The sequence below is a fragment of the Neorhizobium tunisiense genome (assembly GCF_039631515.1).
In the GTDB taxonomy this organism is placed as follows: Bacteria; Pseudomonadota; Alphaproteobacteria; order Rhizobiales; family Rhizobiaceae; genus Neorhizobium.
The window spans coordinates 1-15,801 of record NZ_JBDIUU010000006.1 but is presented as its reverse complement, the minus strand read 5'-3'; the positions used below and the strand labels follow the sequence as shown (position 1 = coordinate 15,801).

Sequence of the window (15,801 nt, the reverse complement as noted above, 5' to 3'; positions counted from 1 at the left end):
AGCCCGGATGCGTCAGACGCATCCGGGCTTTTTTGCTTTGGCCTGTTACCGGCCCTCGGTTTCTGGGCGAGGGGGAACGTCGAAACTGGCTTCAGGTCGCCTGCTCGGTCACGGCCTCTTCGATGACATCCTCCGGGATATCGTCGAAGGACGAGTAGTTGAGGTTGTAGAGCTTCGAATAGAGCTTTTTGTTCTTCATCAGCTCGCGGTGGTTGCCGCTCTCGATCAACTCGCCGTTCTGCAACACGATGATGCGGTCGGCCTCGCGGATGGTTGCAAGGCGATGGGCGATGACGAGCCCGGTGCGGCCTTCGAGCAGCTTTACAAGCGCCTTCTGGATCAGCATTTCGGTATAGCTGTCGATATTGGCGGTCGCCTCGTCGAGCACCAGGATTTTCGCGTCCGCCACGAGCGCGCGGGCAAAACTCAGAAGCTGGCGCTGGCCGAGCGAGAGATTGCCGCCGCGCTGGCCAAGGATGCTCTCATAACCGTCCGGCATGCGCATGATGAAGTCGTGGGCGCCGACTGCCTTGGCAGCCTCGATCACCTGTTCCCGTGTCGCGTCCTTCTTGTGGTAGCGGATGTTCTCGAACACCGTTCCTGTGAAGAGGAACGGCTCCTGCAGCACCATGGCGATCTGCCGACCGAGCGATTCCTGCGTCAGGTCGCGCACGTCGTGACCGCCGACCAGGACTTGGCCCTGCTGCACGTCATAGAAACGATGGATCAGCGACATGCAGCTCGACTTGCCCGAGCCCGTCGGGCCGACCAGCGCGACCGTTTCGCCTGGGTTCACCTTGAAGCTCACATGTTTCAGGACCGGGTGCTTAGGATTGTAGCCGAACACCACATCCTTGAATTCGACCGAGCCATCCATGTCCGACGTGAGGACCTTGGCGTTCGGTGCATCCTGGACATCGACCGGCACGTCCAGCACTTCGGTCAGGCGCTGGCCGGATGCCATGGCGCGCTGCATCACCGAATATTGCAGCGTCAGCGACCGGATCGGGTCGAAGAAGCGCTGAATGTAGAACAGGAAGGCGACCATGACGCCGACGTCGAGCGCCTGGTTGAGCACGCGGGCGCCGCCGACCACGACGACCAGCGCCATCGCAAGGCCGGTCAGCGAGTCGACGATCGGCACCATGACCTGAGCGTATTTTGCCGCATTCAAATGGGTATTGAGGTTAGCGCGGGCCTTGTCGTCATAGAGTGTGAAGTTGACGCTCTGGCGGTCCATGCTCTGGACGGCGCGCACGCCGTGGATGGCTTCGGCAAGCGCCCCGTTGGCGATCGAGTTGGTCTCATGCGCGGCCATGAACGATTTTCGCGCCCGTGGCAGCCAGAATAGGCGGACGACGAAGAGGACGGGCAGGGCGCAGAGCGTCAGCAGGCCGAGCTTGAAATCGAGCGTCAGCATGACGAACACGATGCCGAACAAAAGGGTGATATCGCCGACCGAGAGGACCGAGGTTTCGAGGAATTCCTGCATGGAATTGACGTCGCCTTGCAGGCGCGACATCAGGCGGCCAACCTCCGTCTTGTCCATCCAGGAGAGCGAGACGCGCTGCAGATGCGTGAACATCGCCTTACGGATATCGAAGAGCACGTCTTCGGCGACACCGCCGACCAGCGTTTCCTGCGCATAGCTGGCCGCGAAATTGATGAGGATCGCCACAAGAAAGGCAACCATCGACCAGATCAAGATCGACTGGCTGTCGCTGCCAGCCTGCATGCCATGGTCGATCGCGTAACGGATGATCAGCGGGATGAGGAGCTGCATCGCGGTGAAGGTCAGCACCGCAAGCACGGCCCAATAGATCTTGGTGCGATAAGGCCGCACGAAGCCCCAGATGCGCCTGACGATATCGCTGTCGAAGACCTTGCCGAAGATTTCCTCTTCGATGCGATGTGACCCCACCACCGCGCGGGGCGGGCGCCTGCCGTCGTCACGAACGTCGGAGCGTTCGGTTTCCAGTTCCTCGGCCATGTATCCTCCCTCAGGCGCTGAGCGCGTCGTCGCCCGGACGTACCTGCAGATCGTAAAGCGCCTTGTAGCGGCCGCCGAGCGCCAGCAGTTCGTCATGCGTGCCGCTTTCGACGATGCGGCCCTCTTCCATGAACAGGATCCGGTCGGCATGCATCAGCGAACTCAGGCGATGGGCGACGATGATCGTCACCCGGTCGGCTGCATATCTGCGCATGGCAGTACGAATGCGCTGTTCGGTGCCGGCATCGATCGCCGCGGTCGAATCGTCGAACACCATTACGGCCGGCCGCAGCATCAGTGCGCGGGCGATCGACAGGCGCTGGCGTTGGCCGCCGGACAGCGAAACGCCGCGTTCGCCGACGACCGTGCCGTAACCGGTCGGCAGGCCGAGCACGTAATTGTGGAGCTGCGCGCTTTCGCTGGCGCGCTCGATGCGGCCTTCCTTGGCCCACGGGTCGCCATAGGCGATGTTGTTTTCGATCGTCGTCGTGAACAGGAAACTGTCCTGCTGGACCACGGCCACCGACCGGCGCAGCGATTGCAGCGTGGCGCTGTGGATATCCTGGCCGTCGATTGTGATCCTGCCGCCCGTCGCATCATAGAAACGCGGTATCAGGTGGGCCATGGTCGATTTGCCGCTGCCGGGTGGGCCGACGATGCCGATCGTCTCGCCGCGCTTGGCCTCGAAGGAAACGCCGGTCAGGACCTGATGTTTCTCGGCTCCGGGATAGGCGAAGTCGACATTTTCGAACCGCAGCGTGCCGTCGGTGACTTTCAACTCCTTGGCGCCCTTCTCGTCCTTGATGGCAATATCGAGGTCGAGCAGTTCGAACAGGCGCGCGCCGCAGGTGGAGGCGCGGGCAAAGGCGTTGACCATCAGGCCGAGTTGGCGAACCGGCATCTGCAGGATGGTCATGAAGGTGAGGAAGGAGGTGAGCGTGCCGACGGTCATCTCGCCGGCCATCACCTTGGTGCCGCCGACCCAGAGAACCAGGCCCATGGAGGCGAAGAAGGACAGCGTCATGGCGCTGGTATTGGCGACGCGGATGCCGACGCGCTGATGTGCCAGGGATACGGCGCTCTTCGACGCCACCTCGAACTTGTCGAGCTCGTGATCCTGCGCGGCAAAGGCGCGCACGACGCGGATGCCGCCGAGGTTTTCCTCCATCACGCGGGTCAGAACCGAAAGCCGTTCCTGGAGGTCGAGCCAGGTGGCGCGCAGCCGCAGTTGCGTCACCGACGACCGCCAGCCGACGAACGGCACGAAGCTCAGGGCCAGCAGGCCGAGCACCACGTCGGTCGACAGCAGAAGATAGGCACCGATACCGATCAGCACGGTCAGGAGAACCATGCGCACCAGCGCGGTCGAGAAATACATGCGCACGCCTTCGAGGTCGAGGAGCCCGACGGTGATCAGGTCGCCCGAATGCATGCTGTCGTGGAAGCTGAAGGAGAGCCGCTGGATCTTCTCGTAACAGGCGAGCCTGAGGCGGTAGCCCATATGGTGGCCGACTGCCTCGCTGTAGTAGTTCTGGAACAGCGTGAAGACGCCGCGCAGCACGCTGGCGCCGAGCAGCAGAAGCGCGGTCGTCAGGAGCGCATCCTGCGCTGCCTGTCCGGCATCGCCGCCGGTCAGCGCCACCTGCGTATGGTCGACCGCTTCGCCGAGTAGCCGCGGGATCATCAGCTGGAACGCGGAGGCGACCAGGGTCGCGCCGATCGCGAAGCTCGATTGCCACGGATGACGGAAGGCCATGACGGTGATGCGGGTCAGTATCGAGAAACCCTTGCCCCAACCTGCCGCATTCACCAGCGCCAACGAAGCCGACGGCTTCGCGACGCGAACTGTTGCATCGCTGCTCACGGTTTTATTCCAAAAATGAATTACAGAGCCGGAAAATATCCGGAAAGACGGCCATTATGAGATGGAGATTCGGACCGGGACATAGCCTGCATACTGAAGCTGATCAGTCAATCGAATTGGGCCGAAAACCGAGGCCCCTGTGGTGAATTTTTGGCCTGTGTGGCGCCTGAATTTTCAGCAGGCTCAGGTTTCCCAAATCGAATGACGATGAAAATATTGCGAGGGGCCTTTGAACTTGCCAGATCGCCGTGGCACGGTACAAAGGCGTGGGTCCGCGGGCCATTAGTATGTTAGGCAAGCTCAAGTACCAGCGGTTAGCCGAAAAGGTCTCCACAGACATGATTACCGATGAAGAACTCGACCGCCTACGGTCTTTGCGCACCGCGAGCGAACGCTGTTGGGCATTCAACGCCCTGCCGCAAGTGAAGGAGGAGAAATGGCGCATCTATCGGCGGATCAAGTTTCTGATCGACCATCTCAGCATCCACCCCGAGAATGCGAAGATTGAAACCTACGGCTATTTCTACAATGGGGGGGATCGTGAGGCGGCTAGACTCAACTGGCATCCTAAGGAAGGCAAGGGCGACATCTACGCCCGCCCGGACAAGTCGATACCGCTGGTCAAGGACACGACCGTCATCGACTTCTGACGGGGCATCGCAAGCAAATATCCTCGCAGCGAGATCGGCCCGGTACGGCGTACGCCAGGCCCAGAGCAGGTCTCGACGCCAGTACCAAGCGTTAGATTTCAACCACTAGGTGAGATCCGGACTGATATCGTCGCGCCGTAACTTATATGAACGAGGTTTGTCTTTCTTATGACCAGCGGCCTGCATCACATCACCGCCATCACCCGCAAGATCCAGGCGAATGTCGATTTCTATACGGGCTTCCTCGGCCTGCGGCTCGTCAAGCGGACGGCGGGCTTCGAGGACGCCCGCCAGCTTCATCTGTTTTACGGAGACGGAGCGGCGACGCCTGGTTCGCTCGTCACCTTTTTGGCCTGGGAAGACGGCTCGTTTGGGCGCGTCGGGCATGGGGCGCCGAGCGAGATCAGTTTTGCGATTGCGCCCGACGCGATCGGTTTCTGGTTGACGCGGGCGCTGCAGTTCAACGTCAAGCTTTCCGGCCCGGCCCAGGAGTTCGGCGAACCGGTGCTGCGGCTCACCGATCCTGACGGGATCATCGTCAAGCTGGTCGGCGTCGAGGAGACCGCACCTTGGGTCTGGTGGAGCGGCGGCGGCATCAGCGAGGCGGATGCGATCCGAAAACTCCGCGGCGCGACGATCCTTTCCGACAAACCGGAGCAGACGGCGGCATTCCTGACGCGCCACATGGGGCTTCGGCTCGGGCCGAAGGAGGGCAATATCCAGCGGCTGGTGTCGGATGCGCAGGATATCGTCGATGTCCGTGATGCCGGCGGCTTCTGGACCGCGGCACCCGGCACCGGCACGATCGACCACATCGCCTTTCGCGCCGTTGACCGGCCTAAGGTCGAGGCGGTGCATGCGGGATTGCTGGCAGAGGACGCGGGCGAGATGAATATGCACGACCGGCACTATTTCTACTCGCTCTATGTCCGCGAGCCGTCCGGGACGCTGATCGAACTTGCGACGGACGGGCCAGGTTTCACCGCTGACGAGCCGCTGGAAACGCTCGGGTCCGAACTGTTCATCCCGGCCCACTTCAAGGAAGACCACGACGTCCTGCGGGTCATGCTTCCGCAGTTCGGCCTGCCCGGCGAGGAGCGCATCATCTATCGCGACCTGCCTTTCGTGCACCGGATCCATATGCCTGAGACATGGGACGGTTCCACGCTGGTGCTGCTGCATGGCACCGGCGGCAATGAAACGACGATGCTGCCTTTCGGACGCAAGGCGGCTCCAAACGCCATGCTGATCGGGGTGCGCGGGCGATCGACGGACGAGGGACATCCGCGATACTTCCGCCGCTTTACGCCGACGACGTTCGACCAGAAGGAGATTGCTTCCGAAGCAGACGCCTTCGTCGCCTTCGTGGAGGAGCTGGGTCCGGCCTATGGAGTCGATCCGGCGCGGACGGCCTTTGCCGGCTGGTCCAACGGCGGCAACATGATCGGCGCGGTAATGCAGCTGCATCCGGGCCTGATCCGCAAAGCCGTCCTGCTGCGGTCGATGAACTGCCTGGAGGATCGGCCGGCCGTCGATCTTTCCGGTGCCCACGTCCTGTCGCTTAGCGCGACCGACGATTTTTACGGGTCGCTGGCCCAGGAGCTGGAAGAGCGTCTTCGCTCAGCGGGAGCAGAGCTAACCGCCAGAACGCTCGACGCCAATCATGGCATCGGCAGCGAAGACGAGGTGATCGCCCGCGACTGGCTGATCGAAAGAGGATTCTGATCAATCGCCGTAATGCAGCGCGATGGCGTCGACTGCGGCGGATATGTCCGCCTTGAACCCCCGCCGTCGAAGTGCCATGCCATAGGCCGTCAGGTTGCCGAGCACGATGTCGAAACGGGCCCGCTGGCCGGTATGGTTGAGCCGGATCAGCCGTTCGGCGCCGGGACCGACGCCGGCCGAAAGCTCGATGCCGCGCGGCGCCACGGAAAGCAGGGCGGCCGCATTGGCGCCGGCCGGAAGTCTGGCTGTCGTTACGAGGTTCGAGCCGTGCAGGGCGTCCACCCAGAGTTCTCCGCCCATGGCGGCGAGCGCGGCACGGGTGGCGCGGGCGGCACGCACATGCCGGGCGACGATCGTATCGATGCCCTCCGCCTCGACGCGATCGAGGGCAGCTTCGAGCGCAAAGAATTCCAGCGGGGCGGTGGTGCCGGATAACGCGCCGCGGCCGGTTTCGAGCCAGGCTTTCTGGTCGAGAAGCGAGAGAATCGAATCCCTTGGCGCCCCTTGTTCAGAAATCAGTTTCCAGGCGGCCGGGCTGACTGACAGCGCCGAAACCCCGGCTGGTCCCGCGAGCGCCTTCTGCGGGCCGATGACGGCGATATCGATGCCGAGTTGGTCGATGCTAAGCGCGTGACCGCCGATCGAAGCGACTGCATCCACCACCGTGACGATGCCGCGTGAGCGGGCGAAGGCGACGATCTCCTCCAGCGGGTTACGGATGCCGCTTGCCGATTCCGCATGGACGAGGGCCAGGACCTTAATGTCCGGATGCGCATTCAGCGCCGCCTCGACCGCTTCCAGCGTGATCGGACGGGCAGGCTCTGCGGCAAGATCGAGGACTTCGGCACCGCCACGCCTGAGCCAGGTGCCGAACCAGCCGCCATACATGCTGCTGACGATGTTGATCGCCTTCAGGCCGGGCCGGGCGAGGCTGAGGGCCGCCGCTTCCAGCGCGACGACGGCCTCTGCCTGGATCAGCAGCACGTCGTTGCGGGTCTTCAGGATTCTGGCCATCCGGTCGGCGATCGTGGCATACCGCGCGGCGGGGAAGGACGGCGTGTCATTCAGCGGGTTCCAGCGGTCAAACGTCATGGGATGGTCCTTCCGTTGGTTCTGTCACGAGGCGCGGTACGGCACTGACCAGGGCCTTGGCCGCAGACGATTGCGGGTTTTCGATCACCTGCCGCATCGGCCCGGTCTCGACCAGCCGGCCGGTTTCCATGACGGCGATCCGGTGCGAAACAGCGCGCAGGACGGCGAGATCGTGCGACACGAAAAGATAGCTGATGCCGCGCTCTTCTTGTAGCTCGACCAGCAGTTCGAGGATCTTGCCGCGGATCGAGACGTCCAGCGCCGACACCGCCTCGTCGAGCACGATCAGCGATGGTTTCGTGGCGATGGCGCGGGCAATGGCGATGCGCTGCCGCTGGCCGCCGGAAACCTCGCGGATGGAGCGTTCAGCATAGCTTGCCGGCAGGCCGACCCGGTCGAGAAGCACTGCGATTTCCCGTGGGCGCTCGGCTTTCGGCACGATGGCGTGGATGCGCAGGGGATCGTCCAGCACCGAGGCTACGGTGGCGCGTGGATTGAAGGCGCCGAGCACATCCTGGAACACCATCTGCATCCTGGCGCGACGACGGCGCAGTTCGGCACCCGAGAGTGTCAGCCAGTCCTCGCCCTCGAACTGGATCAATCCGGTATCGGCCGGCAACAACCGCATCAGGATGCGGGCGAGGGTGGATTTCCCGCTGCCCGAAGCGCCAACGAGGCCGAGTGTCTCGCCGGGTTCAAGCGTCAGCGAAACATCGCTGACCGCCGCAACGGCGCGGCCGCCGGAGGAGAAACGCTTCGAGAGGTTTTCGATCGTCAGCAGGGTCACGGTGCGGCCTCCCGGATGAGCGGCGGCGTCGTCAGATCGCGATGGCTGGCGATCAGCATTTTCGTATAGGGCTCTTTGGGTGACGAGAGGACATGTCCCGTCGGCCCGATTTCAACCAGCCTGCCATCCTTGAAGATCGCCACCCGATCGGCAAAGCCCGAGGCCAGCGCGATATCGTGGGTGATGAAGATCAGTGTCATGCCGGCCTCGCGGACCAGTTCGTCGAGCAGCGAGACGATCTCGGCCTGGACGACCATGTCGAGCGCGCTGGTCGCCTCGTCGGCAATCAGGATGCCGGGCTTGGCGGCAAGTGCAGCGGCAATCGCGACACGCTGTCGCTGGCCGCCGGAAAGCTGGTGCGGAAAGGTCATCATCGCCTTGTCCGGCTGCGGGATACGGACACGTTCCAGCATTTTCAGCGCGCTGCCATAGGCAGATTTCCAAGAGAGCCCGAGATGCCGGCGGGCGCCCTCGGCCACCTGTTCGCCGATCGTCAATACCGGGTTGAGGCTGGAGGACGGATCCTGGAAAACGAAACCGAGATCGCGGCCGGGCAGGGGCGGCTGGCCCGAGGACCATCGCATCTCGCCGGCCAGTTTGGCGCCGACCGGTAAAAGGCCCGCCATGGCGCGGGCCAGCGTGCTTTTCCCGGATCCGCTTTCACCGATGATCGCCAGCCGTTCGCCGGCGACGATATCGAGGTCTATCTGGTTCAACGCCGGTACCGTCTGGCCGTGATAGGTGACCGAGAGGCCTCTGATCTCGCAAAGCGTGCTCATGGCTCCAGCCTCCGGCCGCCAAGCGCCTTGGTCAGGCCTTCGCTGAAGAGGTAGACGCCGACCACCGTGACCACCAGTGCAATGCCCGGAAAGATCGACAGCGACGGTGAGGAGCGCAGGATGTTGCGGCCTTCGGCAATCATCGAACCCCAGGTGACGACGTTCGGATCGCCGAGGCCGAGGAAGGAGAGTGCGGCCTCGGTGAGGATCGCGGCCGCGACGATGATGGCGGAGAGCGCCAGAACTGGCGGCAGTGCGTTGGGCAGGATTTCCCGGAAGGCGATTTCGGCCGGATGCATGCCGATCACCCGGGCGGAGGCGACATAGTCCCGCTCGCGGATGGAAAGCACCTGCGCCCGCGTCAGCCGCGCCGGATCGGCCCAGGCGCCGAGCGCGATGGCCAGAACCACGACCGGCACCGAGGCGCCGATGACACTGACGAAGGCGAGCGCCAGAAGGAAGCTCGGGACGATCTGGAAGGCATCGACGACGCGCATCAGCCCCTCGTCTATCAGTCCTCCGGCAAAGCCTGCCGTCAAGCCGACGCAGAGGCCGATGGCAATCGCCGCCAAGGCCGCCGCAAGACCGACCGCCAGAGAGGTCCGGGTGCCGTGGAGGACGCCGGCCAGCACATCGCGGCCGAGCCGGTCGGTGCCAAGCGGGAAGGCTGGATCAGAGAAGGGCGATAGCAACGCCCGCCCGGCGATGCGGAGCGGATCGCCGGGCGACAAGACCGGCGCAAGAAGCGCGATGAGCACCAAGGTCACAAGGACACCAAGCCCGATCGCACCTTCCTGCGTGCGCACCAGATCTCGAAGGAGCCTCATGCGCGCCCTCTCATCGGTTGGGCTCCGAGGCGCCGACACGCGGGTCGAGTGCGGCATAAACGAGGTCGATGGCGAGATTGACGCAGACGACCAGCACGGCGCTGACGACGATGATGCCCATCAGCAGCGCAGCGTCGCGGCCGCTGACCGCCTCTTGCGCCAGCCGTCCGAAACCGGGAATGGCAAAGATGCTCTCGATGACGACGCTGCCGCCCAGCATGGCGGCCGATTGCAGGCCGAGCATGGTGACGAGCGGGAGAAGGGCATTACGTGCCACATGGCGCAGCACGATACGGCTGCGCGACAGTCCCTTGGAGCGGGCGAAGAGCACGAAATCCAGCCTCCAGGCCTCCGCCATGCCGGAGCGCATCACCCGCAGGAACAGCGCCATGTAGATCAGCGCCAGCGCACCGACCGGCAGGATGAGATGCCTGGCGATATCTGCGGCGCGGGCAAGGCCCGCCTTGCCTGAGGCGATGGTCTCGATGCCCGAGGTCGGCAGCCAGCGGAGCTGGACCGCAAAGACGATGCTGAGCACCAGGCCGAGCCAGAAGCTCGGGATCGCGTAAAGTATGAGGGAACAGGTGGAAAGCACTCTGTCCATTACGCTTTCAGGCTTTGCACCGGCGACGATCCCGAGCGCCGAACCGAGCCCGAAGGAAAGCGCGGTGGCGCTGCCCATCAGCAGCAGCGTGTTCGGAAGTCGCTCCAGGATGAGGTCGAGGACGGGCCTGCCGAAGGCGATCGACCAACCGAGATCGAATGTTGCTAGCGAGGAAAAATAGAGCCATAGCCGGGCGAGCATCGACTGGTCGAGGCCGTAAGCCTGCCGCAGCGACTGGGCGACCGCCGCATCGCCGCCGCCGATCGACAGGAGATAGGCGTCCACCGCATCGCCGGAGGCGGATTCGAGCAGAAGAAAGGTCAGGACGACGACGATCAGCAGCACGGGGATGCTGCTGATCGCGCGACGTCGGATCAATCGAATGGCTCGGTTCACGCCGGAAAGCGCCTCTGAATCGGATAGTCTGCCGAGACTATCACGATTTCAACGCGGTATCCGACCAGTTCGATACCGCCCAGCGCGGATTGTTGGAGACGTTCATCACCGTATCGCGCGCCACGGTGATAAAACCCCATTCGGCAACGTTGATCAGCGGCAGGTCGGCGGCGACGATTTTCTGGAACTGCTTGTAGAGTTCGGTGCGGGCCGCCGTATCGACCGTTTCCGCAGCCTTGGCGATGATGCCGTCGAGCTCCTTGTTCTCGTAGCCGCCCTGGTTGGAGAAGGGCACACCGGCCGGGATTCCGGACCGGACGAGGATGGTCGTCGAGATCGCCGGGTCGCCACGGAAGACCGGCGGGCCGATGGCGAGATCGAAATCGTGATCCGTGTAGACCGCCTTCTGGTGGGCGGCGGAATCGGCGTTGATGAGTTGTGCGTCGATGCCGACGGCTGCGAGCGCCTGGCGCAGGTAATCGCCGAACTGCTTTGTCTCGTTGAAATAGGGCGCCGGGCGCAGTTTCAGTGAGAAGCGGGTGCCGCCCGCGCCCTTCTTGTAACCGGCCTCGTCGAGCAGGGCGTTCGCCTTGCCGGTGTCGAAAGCGTAAGTCGGCACGCTGGCGTCATAAAATTCCGGCGCGTTCTTCGGCACGGGGCCGGTCGAGGCGGCGGCGTAACCGAGGAAGATCGTGTCGACGACGAACTTCTTGTCGATCGCATGCGCGATCGCCTGTCGGACCTTGACGTCGGCGAGCTCCTTGCGGCGGTGGTTGATCTCGACCACAAGCTGGTAGGTAAGCGCCTCATAGCCCTTGGAGATGACCTTGATGCCCGGCACCTTGGAGATGCGCGCGAGATCGGTAAGGGGCACGGCCGAAAAGGCGGCGAGCTGGATCTCTTCCGCTTCCAGTGCAGCACCTGCGCCGGCGCGATCCGGCAGGACGCGGAAGATGATCTCGTCAAGCTTCGGCTCGCCCTTGCCCCAATAGTCGGCGTTCTTCGTCAGGCGATAATATTCGCCCGGCTTGTATTCGGTGAACTTGAACGGACCGGTTCCGACCAGCTTCACGTTGGCAGGGTTGGTGGCGATGTCGGTGCCATCATAGAGATGTTTCGGCACGACGCTGCTGACCACCGGCAGGGCATTGCGGATGAGCTGCAGCGGTGTCGGCTTCGAGAAGCGGAAGACAGCTGTCGTCGCATCCGGCGTATCGACGGCTTCGAGATTGGCGAAGACCAGGCGGCCGAGGTTCTGCAGCGGTTTCCAGATAGCGAGCGCCGAATAGGCGACGTCGGCCGAGGTGAACGGCTTGCCGTCATGCCATTTCACGCCTTCGCGCAGCTTGAAGGTGACCGACTTGCCGTCCGCCGAACCTTCCCAGGAGGTGGCGAGGCGCGGTGCGAGGCCGTCCTTGCCGTCGAAGGAGGCTTCGGCGAGCGGCTCGACCACCTTGCTCGCGATGAAGAAGACGCCGTTTGAGGCGACGATCGCGGGATTGAGGTTTTTGGGTTCGGAATCGGCTGCAACGATCAGCCGGCTGCCGGCCTGGGCAAGGGTTATAGTCGGAAGCGCGGTCGAGGCGAGCAGTGCGCCGCCCGCTTGCAAAAGGGTCCGTCGGGATAGGGTGGCGATCGTCATTGCTCTCTCCTGCAGCCAGCGATTTTGGCGCATATTGACAGCGAAATTGCCGGCCGCACAGGCAGGAAATTTTGTCACGGGGCGTTCGGGAACAAATTCTCGGTCGCAACCGGCCGATGGGTGCATTTCCGTTGCGCCATAAAGGGTTAGTGGCGGGTCTCCACTTCGTTGCGCAGGGTAGCCAGGATCTCCGCTGCGAGCGGCGCATCGCCGACTGCCCGGGCGAGCGTCAACCCTCCGACCATCTGGGACAGGATGACGATCGACTTGCGGCGCCGATCCTCGTCGCCATGGCCGTCGACGATCTCCTGCAGCAGCAACAAGTGGTTTTCGATACCCTCGGCGAACACGGATTGTACCGCTTCGCCCTGCCGGGACGCATCGGCGCAGAGCGAGGCGAAGGTACAGCCCCTGGCCCTGACGACGAGATTCGGCCGGGACAGATACATGCCCGCGATCGCCTTGATCGCCTTGCCGTGGGCTCGGCTTATCGTCTCCCGCCAGAGGGCTACGTTGAGCGCAAGCGCCTGCCGCGAGGCCTCTGCCGCCAGATCCACCTTGGATTTGAACTGGCCGTAAAATCCGCCATGCGTCAGGCCCGCCGCCTTCATCAGATCGGCGATGCCGATGCCGTCAAAGCCGTATTCGCGGAACAGTTCGCCCGCTTTCAACACCACGCGGACACGGTTCTCCTCGGCTTCCTGGCGGCTCACCCTCATCGTCTTCTCCTTCGAACATCTTGACTATTATATTTGGATCGTCATTTAAAATGGATAAATGATGATCAAAATTTAAATCGAGGTGAAACATGCCGGCAAGACCGAGCGACAGAATAGTGATTACCGGCATGGGCATGGTCTCGCCGCTTGCCAGCGGCGTGGAAGCCACCTGGAAACGCCTGATCGAGGGGCGCTCCGGCCTGCGCCGGCTTGCCGACGAGATGGTGCCGGATATCGACGCCAAGGTCGGCGGCGTCGTGCCCGGCATCGACGAGGACGAGTTCGGTTTCGATATCAATCTTGCGGTGCCGCACAAGGAACGCAAGAAGATGGACCGTTTCATCGCGTTTGCGCTCGAAGCCTCGCGGCAGGCGCTGGAGCAGTCCGGCTGGGTCGCCGATACGGACGACAGGCAGGACCGCACCGCGACGATTATCGCCTCCGGTATCGGCGGATTTCATTCGATCGCCGAGGCGGTGCGCACGGTGGACGCGCGCGGCGCCGGCCGGCTATCGCCCTTCACCGTGCCGTCCTTCCTGGTTAATCTTGCGGCCGGGCATGTCTCCATCCGCTACGGCTTCAAGGGCCCGATCGGCGCGCCGGTGACGGCTTGCGCTGCAAGCGTGCAGGCGATCGGCGACGGTGTGCGGATGATTAGAAGCGGCGAAGTCGACGTGGCGCTCTGCGGCGGCACCGAGGCCTGCATCAACCGCGTGGCGCTTGGCGGATTTGCTGCGGCGCGCGGGCTTTCCACTGCATTCAACGATACGCCAGAAAAAGCGTCCCGGCCGTTCGACGCGGCACGCGACGGTTTCGTGATGGGCGAGGGCGCCGGCATCGTCGTCATCGAAACGCTCGAACACGCATTGGCTCGCGGCGCGACACCGCTGGTCGAAGTGGTCGGTTACGGCACCAGCGCCGACGCCTATCACCTGACGGCCGGCCCCTCCGACGGTTCGGGAGCCCAAAGGTCAATCCGGCGGGCGCTGCAGATGGCGGGCCTTGCGCCGGAAGCGATCGGTTATCTCAACGCGCATGCCACATCGACGTCGGTCGGAGACGCGGGTGAACTGGCTGCCATCAAGGCGATTTTCGGCACCGAAGGCGGTCCGGCGATCTCGTCCACCAAATCGGCAACCGGCCATCTGCTCGGTGCGGCGGGCGGCCTGGAAGCGATCATCACCGCGCTTGCGCTGCGCGACGGCATATTGCCGCCGACCCTCAATCTCGAAGATCCCGATCCGCTCGCCGAAGGCCTCGATCTCATCGGTCCGCAGGCGCGTCATGCCCAGGTCGAATACGCGCTGTCCAACGGTTTCGGTTTCGGCGGCGTCAATGCCAGCGTGATCCTGCGCCGCTTCGACGAAAACGCAATTTAGGGAGAGCCACCATGTCCGAAGTCGTCATCGTCCAACCGGTCCGCACCGCGATCGGCAAGTATAACGGTTCGCTCGCCGGCATTACGGCCGTCGATCTCGGCGCCGCGGTGATCCGCGAGACGATCGCGCGCTCCGGCCTCGACGCCGCCGAGGTGGCTTCGGTCACCATGGGCAATGTCGTGCAGGCCGGCAACAGGATGAACCCGGCGCGGCAGGCGGCGATCCATGGCGGCCTACCGGTCTCGGTGCCGGCCGTCACCGTCAACCGCGTCTGCGGCTCGGGCGCCGAGGCGATCGCCAGCGCGGCCAAGGATATCTGGCTCGGCCACGCCAAAGCCGCGATTGCCGGCGGCATGGAGAACATGGACCGCGCGCCCTATCTGATGAGCGGCGGCCGCTGGGGTTACCGCATGGGCCATGCGGAGATCTTCGACAGCATGCTGCTCGACGGCCTTCACGATGCGTTTTCCGACAGGCATTCCGGCTGGCACACGGAGGATATGATCGCCTCGCGAGAGATCAGCCGTGCGGACCAGGATCGCTGGGCGGCACGTTCGCAGCAGCGCTTCAGCGCCGCGCAGGCGGAAGGCAGGTTCGCGGCCGAGATCGTCGGCATCGATATTCCGGTTAGGGGTGGCGTAAAGAATTTTGCCGCCGACGAGACGCCGAGGCCGGATACGACGATCGATGCGCTTGCCAGGCTGAAGCCCGCCTTCCGCGACGACGGCACGATCACCGCCGGCAATGCGCCCGGCCTCAACAGCGGCGCTGCGGCAATGATTGTCGCCGACCGGGCCTTTGCCGAAACCAAGGGTCTCCAGGCGATGGCACGGCTGGTGTCCTATGGCGTCGCGGCCGTCGAACCCGGCATGTTCGCGCTCGGGCCAATTCCAGCCGTCAACCAGGCGCTGGAACGGGCCGGCTGGACGATCAGCGATATCGAGCGGATCGAGATCAACGAGGCCTATGCGGCGGTGCCGCTCGCTGTCCTCAAGGGGCTCGACCTGCCGGAAGACATCGCCAATGTCGAGGGTGGGGCCGTGGCACACGGCCATCCAATCGGCGCGACCGGCGCGATCCTGACAACGCGGCTTCTCCATTCGATGCAGCGCGACGGCCTGAAGCGCGGCGTCGTGACACTCTGCATCGGCGGCGGGCAGGGCATTGCGTTGGCGCTGGAGATGATCTGATTTGCGAAGCAACGGCCCGGTGAGGTTTTCCGCCGGGCTGGACCGGATTGGCGCTGGCCCGCCCTGTAGGCTGACGTTGCTGCGCCCTGTAGGTCATCATCCTCGGGCTTGACCCGAGGATCCCGCATCCGCACCGCCAGCACCATGGATCCTCGGG

At 63.8% G+C, this 15,801-nt stretch carries 13 protein-coding genes; 4 read left to right on the top strand and 9 right to left on the bottom strand.

Features of this window, described 5'->3' with window-relative positions; translation table 11 throughout:
* Positions 1-91 precede the first annotated feature (91 nt).
* A complete protein-coding gene (locus tag ABCW43_RS19600; RefSeq protein ID WP_345927512.1) occupies positions 92-1,990 on the bottom strand; it encodes an ABC transporter ATP-binding protein in 1,899 nt (632 codons plus the stop codon).
* A 10-nt stretch (positions 1,991-2,000) separates the two neighbouring features.
* The gene (locus ABCW43_RS19595; RefSeq protein WP_345927510.1) at positions 2,001-3,854 is read right to left on the bottom strand and encodes an ABC transporter ATP-binding protein; all 1,854 of its coding nucleotides are present in this window, start codon (positions 3,852-3,854) and stop codon (positions 2,001-2,003) included.
* 287 nt (positions 3,855-4,141) lie between these two features.
* Here ABCW43_RS19595 and ABCW43_RS19590 point away from each other — a divergent pair, with 287 nt between their 5' ends.
* Positions 4,142-4,504 (top strand): hypothetical protein, encoded by a 363-nt coding sequence (locus ABCW43_RS19590; RefSeq protein WP_345927508.1) that lies wholly within the window; start codon positions 4,142-4,144, stop codon positions 4,502-4,504.
* Positions 4,505-4,672: 168 nt separating this feature from the next.
* Positions 4,673-6,229, top strand: a complete 1,557-nt coding sequence (locus ABCW43_RS19585; protein ID WP_345927506.1) for a VOC family protein — start codon at positions 4,673-4,675, stop codon at positions 6,227-6,229.
* On the opposite strand, the gene ABCW43_RS19580 is transcribed toward ABCW43_RS19585, so the two are convergent.
* The 7 genes from ABCW43_RS19580 to ABCW43_RS19550 all read right to left on the bottom strand — a co-directional run bounded on the left by ABCW43_RS19580 (position 6,230) and on the right by ABCW43_RS19550 (position 13,075).
* Positions 6,230-7,321, bottom strand: coding sequence for a pyridoxal-phosphate-dependent aminotransferase family protein (locus tag ABCW43_RS19580; RefSeq protein WP_345927504.1), 1,092 nt, complete (start codon positions 7,319-7,321; stop codon positions 6,230-6,232).
* A complete protein-coding gene (locus tag ABCW43_RS19575) occupies positions 7,311-8,108 on the bottom strand; it encodes an ABC transporter ATP-binding protein (protein ID WP_345927502.1) in 798 nt (265 codons plus the stop codon). Before ABCW43_RS19575 ends, ABCW43_RS19580 begins: the two co-directional genes overlap by 11 nt.
* Complete coding sequence (locus tag ABCW43_RS19570) at positions 8,105-8,887, bottom strand: ABC transporter ATP-binding protein (protein WP_345927500.1); 783 nt, start codon at positions 8,885-8,887, stop codon at positions 8,105-8,107. Before ABCW43_RS19570 ends, ABCW43_RS19575 begins: the two co-directional genes overlap by 4 nt.
* Complete coding sequence (locus ABCW43_RS19565) at positions 8,884-9,714, bottom strand: ABC transporter permease (RefSeq protein WP_345927498.1); 831 nt, start codon at positions 9,712-9,714, stop codon at positions 8,884-8,886. The genes ABCW43_RS19570 and ABCW43_RS19565 overlap by 4 nt, the downstream gene beginning before the upstream one ends.
* A 10-nt stretch (positions 9,715-9,724) precedes the next feature.
* A complete protein-coding gene (locus ABCW43_RS19560) occupies positions 9,725-10,714 on the bottom strand; it encodes an ABC transporter permease (protein ID WP_345927496.1) in 990 nt (329 codons plus the stop codon).
* Between the two features lie 40 nt (positions 10,715-10,754).
* Complete coding sequence (locus ABCW43_RS19555) at positions 10,755-12,356, bottom strand: ABC transporter substrate-binding protein (RefSeq protein ID WP_345927494.1); 1,602 nt, start codon at positions 12,354-12,356, stop codon at positions 10,755-10,757.
* 146 nt (positions 12,357-12,502) lie between these two features.
* Positions 12,503-13,075, bottom strand: coding sequence for a TetR/AcrR family transcriptional regulator (locus ABCW43_RS19550; protein ID WP_345927492.1), 573 nt, complete (start codon positions 13,073-13,075; stop codon positions 12,503-12,505).
* Positions 13,076-13,164: 89 nt separating this feature from the next.
* Between ABCW43_RS19550 and fabF the strand changes: the two genes are divergently transcribed.
* Both fabF and ABCW43_RS19540 read left to right on the top strand, forming a co-directional pair.
* Positions 13,165-14,454 (top strand): beta-ketoacyl-ACP synthase II, encoded by a 1,290-nt coding sequence (gene fabF, locus ABCW43_RS19545; RefSeq protein ID WP_345927490.1) that lies wholly within the window; start codon positions 13,165-13,167, stop codon positions 14,452-14,454.
* A gap of 11 nt (positions 14,455-14,465) precedes the next feature.
* Entirely contained in the window at positions 14,466-15,644 is a 1,179-nt protein-coding gene (locus ABCW43_RS19540; protein WP_345927488.1) for a thiolase family protein, read from the top strand.
* Positions 15,645-15,801 lie beyond the last annotated feature (157 nt).

Bases quoted from the DNA above. Each gene is read 5' to 3' on its own strand.
- ABCW43_RS19600 (WP_345927512.1), bottom strand. From the start codon at position 1,990: ATGGCCGAGGAACTGGAAACCGAACGCTCCGACGTTCGTGACGACGGC.
- ABCW43_RS19590 (WP_345927508.1), top strand. From the start codon at position 4,142: ATGTTAGGCAAGCTCAAGTACCAGCGGTTAGCCGAAAAGGTCTCCACA.
- ABCW43_RS19585 (WP_345927506.1), top strand. From the start codon at position 4,673: ATGACCAGCGGCCTGCATCACATCACCGCCATCACCCGCAAGATCCAG.
- ABCW43_RS19580 (WP_345927504.1), bottom strand. From the start codon at position 7,321: ATGACGTTTGACCGCTGGAACCCGCTGAATGACACGCCGTCCTTCCCC.
- ABCW43_RS19570 (WP_345927500.1), bottom strand. From the start codon at position 8,887: ATGAGCACGCTTTGCGAGATCAGAGGCCTCTCGGTCACCTATCACGGC.
- ABCW43_RS19565 (WP_345927498.1), bottom strand. From the start codon at position 9,714: ATGAGGCTCCTTCGAGATCTGGTGCGCACGCAGGAAGGTGCGATCGGG.
- ABCW43_RS19555 (WP_345927494.1), bottom strand. From the start codon at position 12,356: ATGACGATCGCCACCCTATCCCGACGGACCCTTTTGCAAGCGGGCGGC.
- ABCW43_RS19550 (WP_345927492.1), bottom strand. From the start codon at position 13,075: ATGAGGGTGAGCCGCCAGGAAGCCGAGGAGAACCGTGTCCGCGTGGTG.
- fabF (WP_345927490.1), top strand. From the start codon at position 13,165: ATGCCGGCAAGACCGAGCGACAGAATAGTGATTACCGGCATGGGCATG.
- ABCW43_RS19540 (WP_345927488.1), top strand. From the start codon at position 14,466: ATGTCCGAAGTCGTCATCGTCCAACCGGTCCGCACCGCGATCGGCAAG.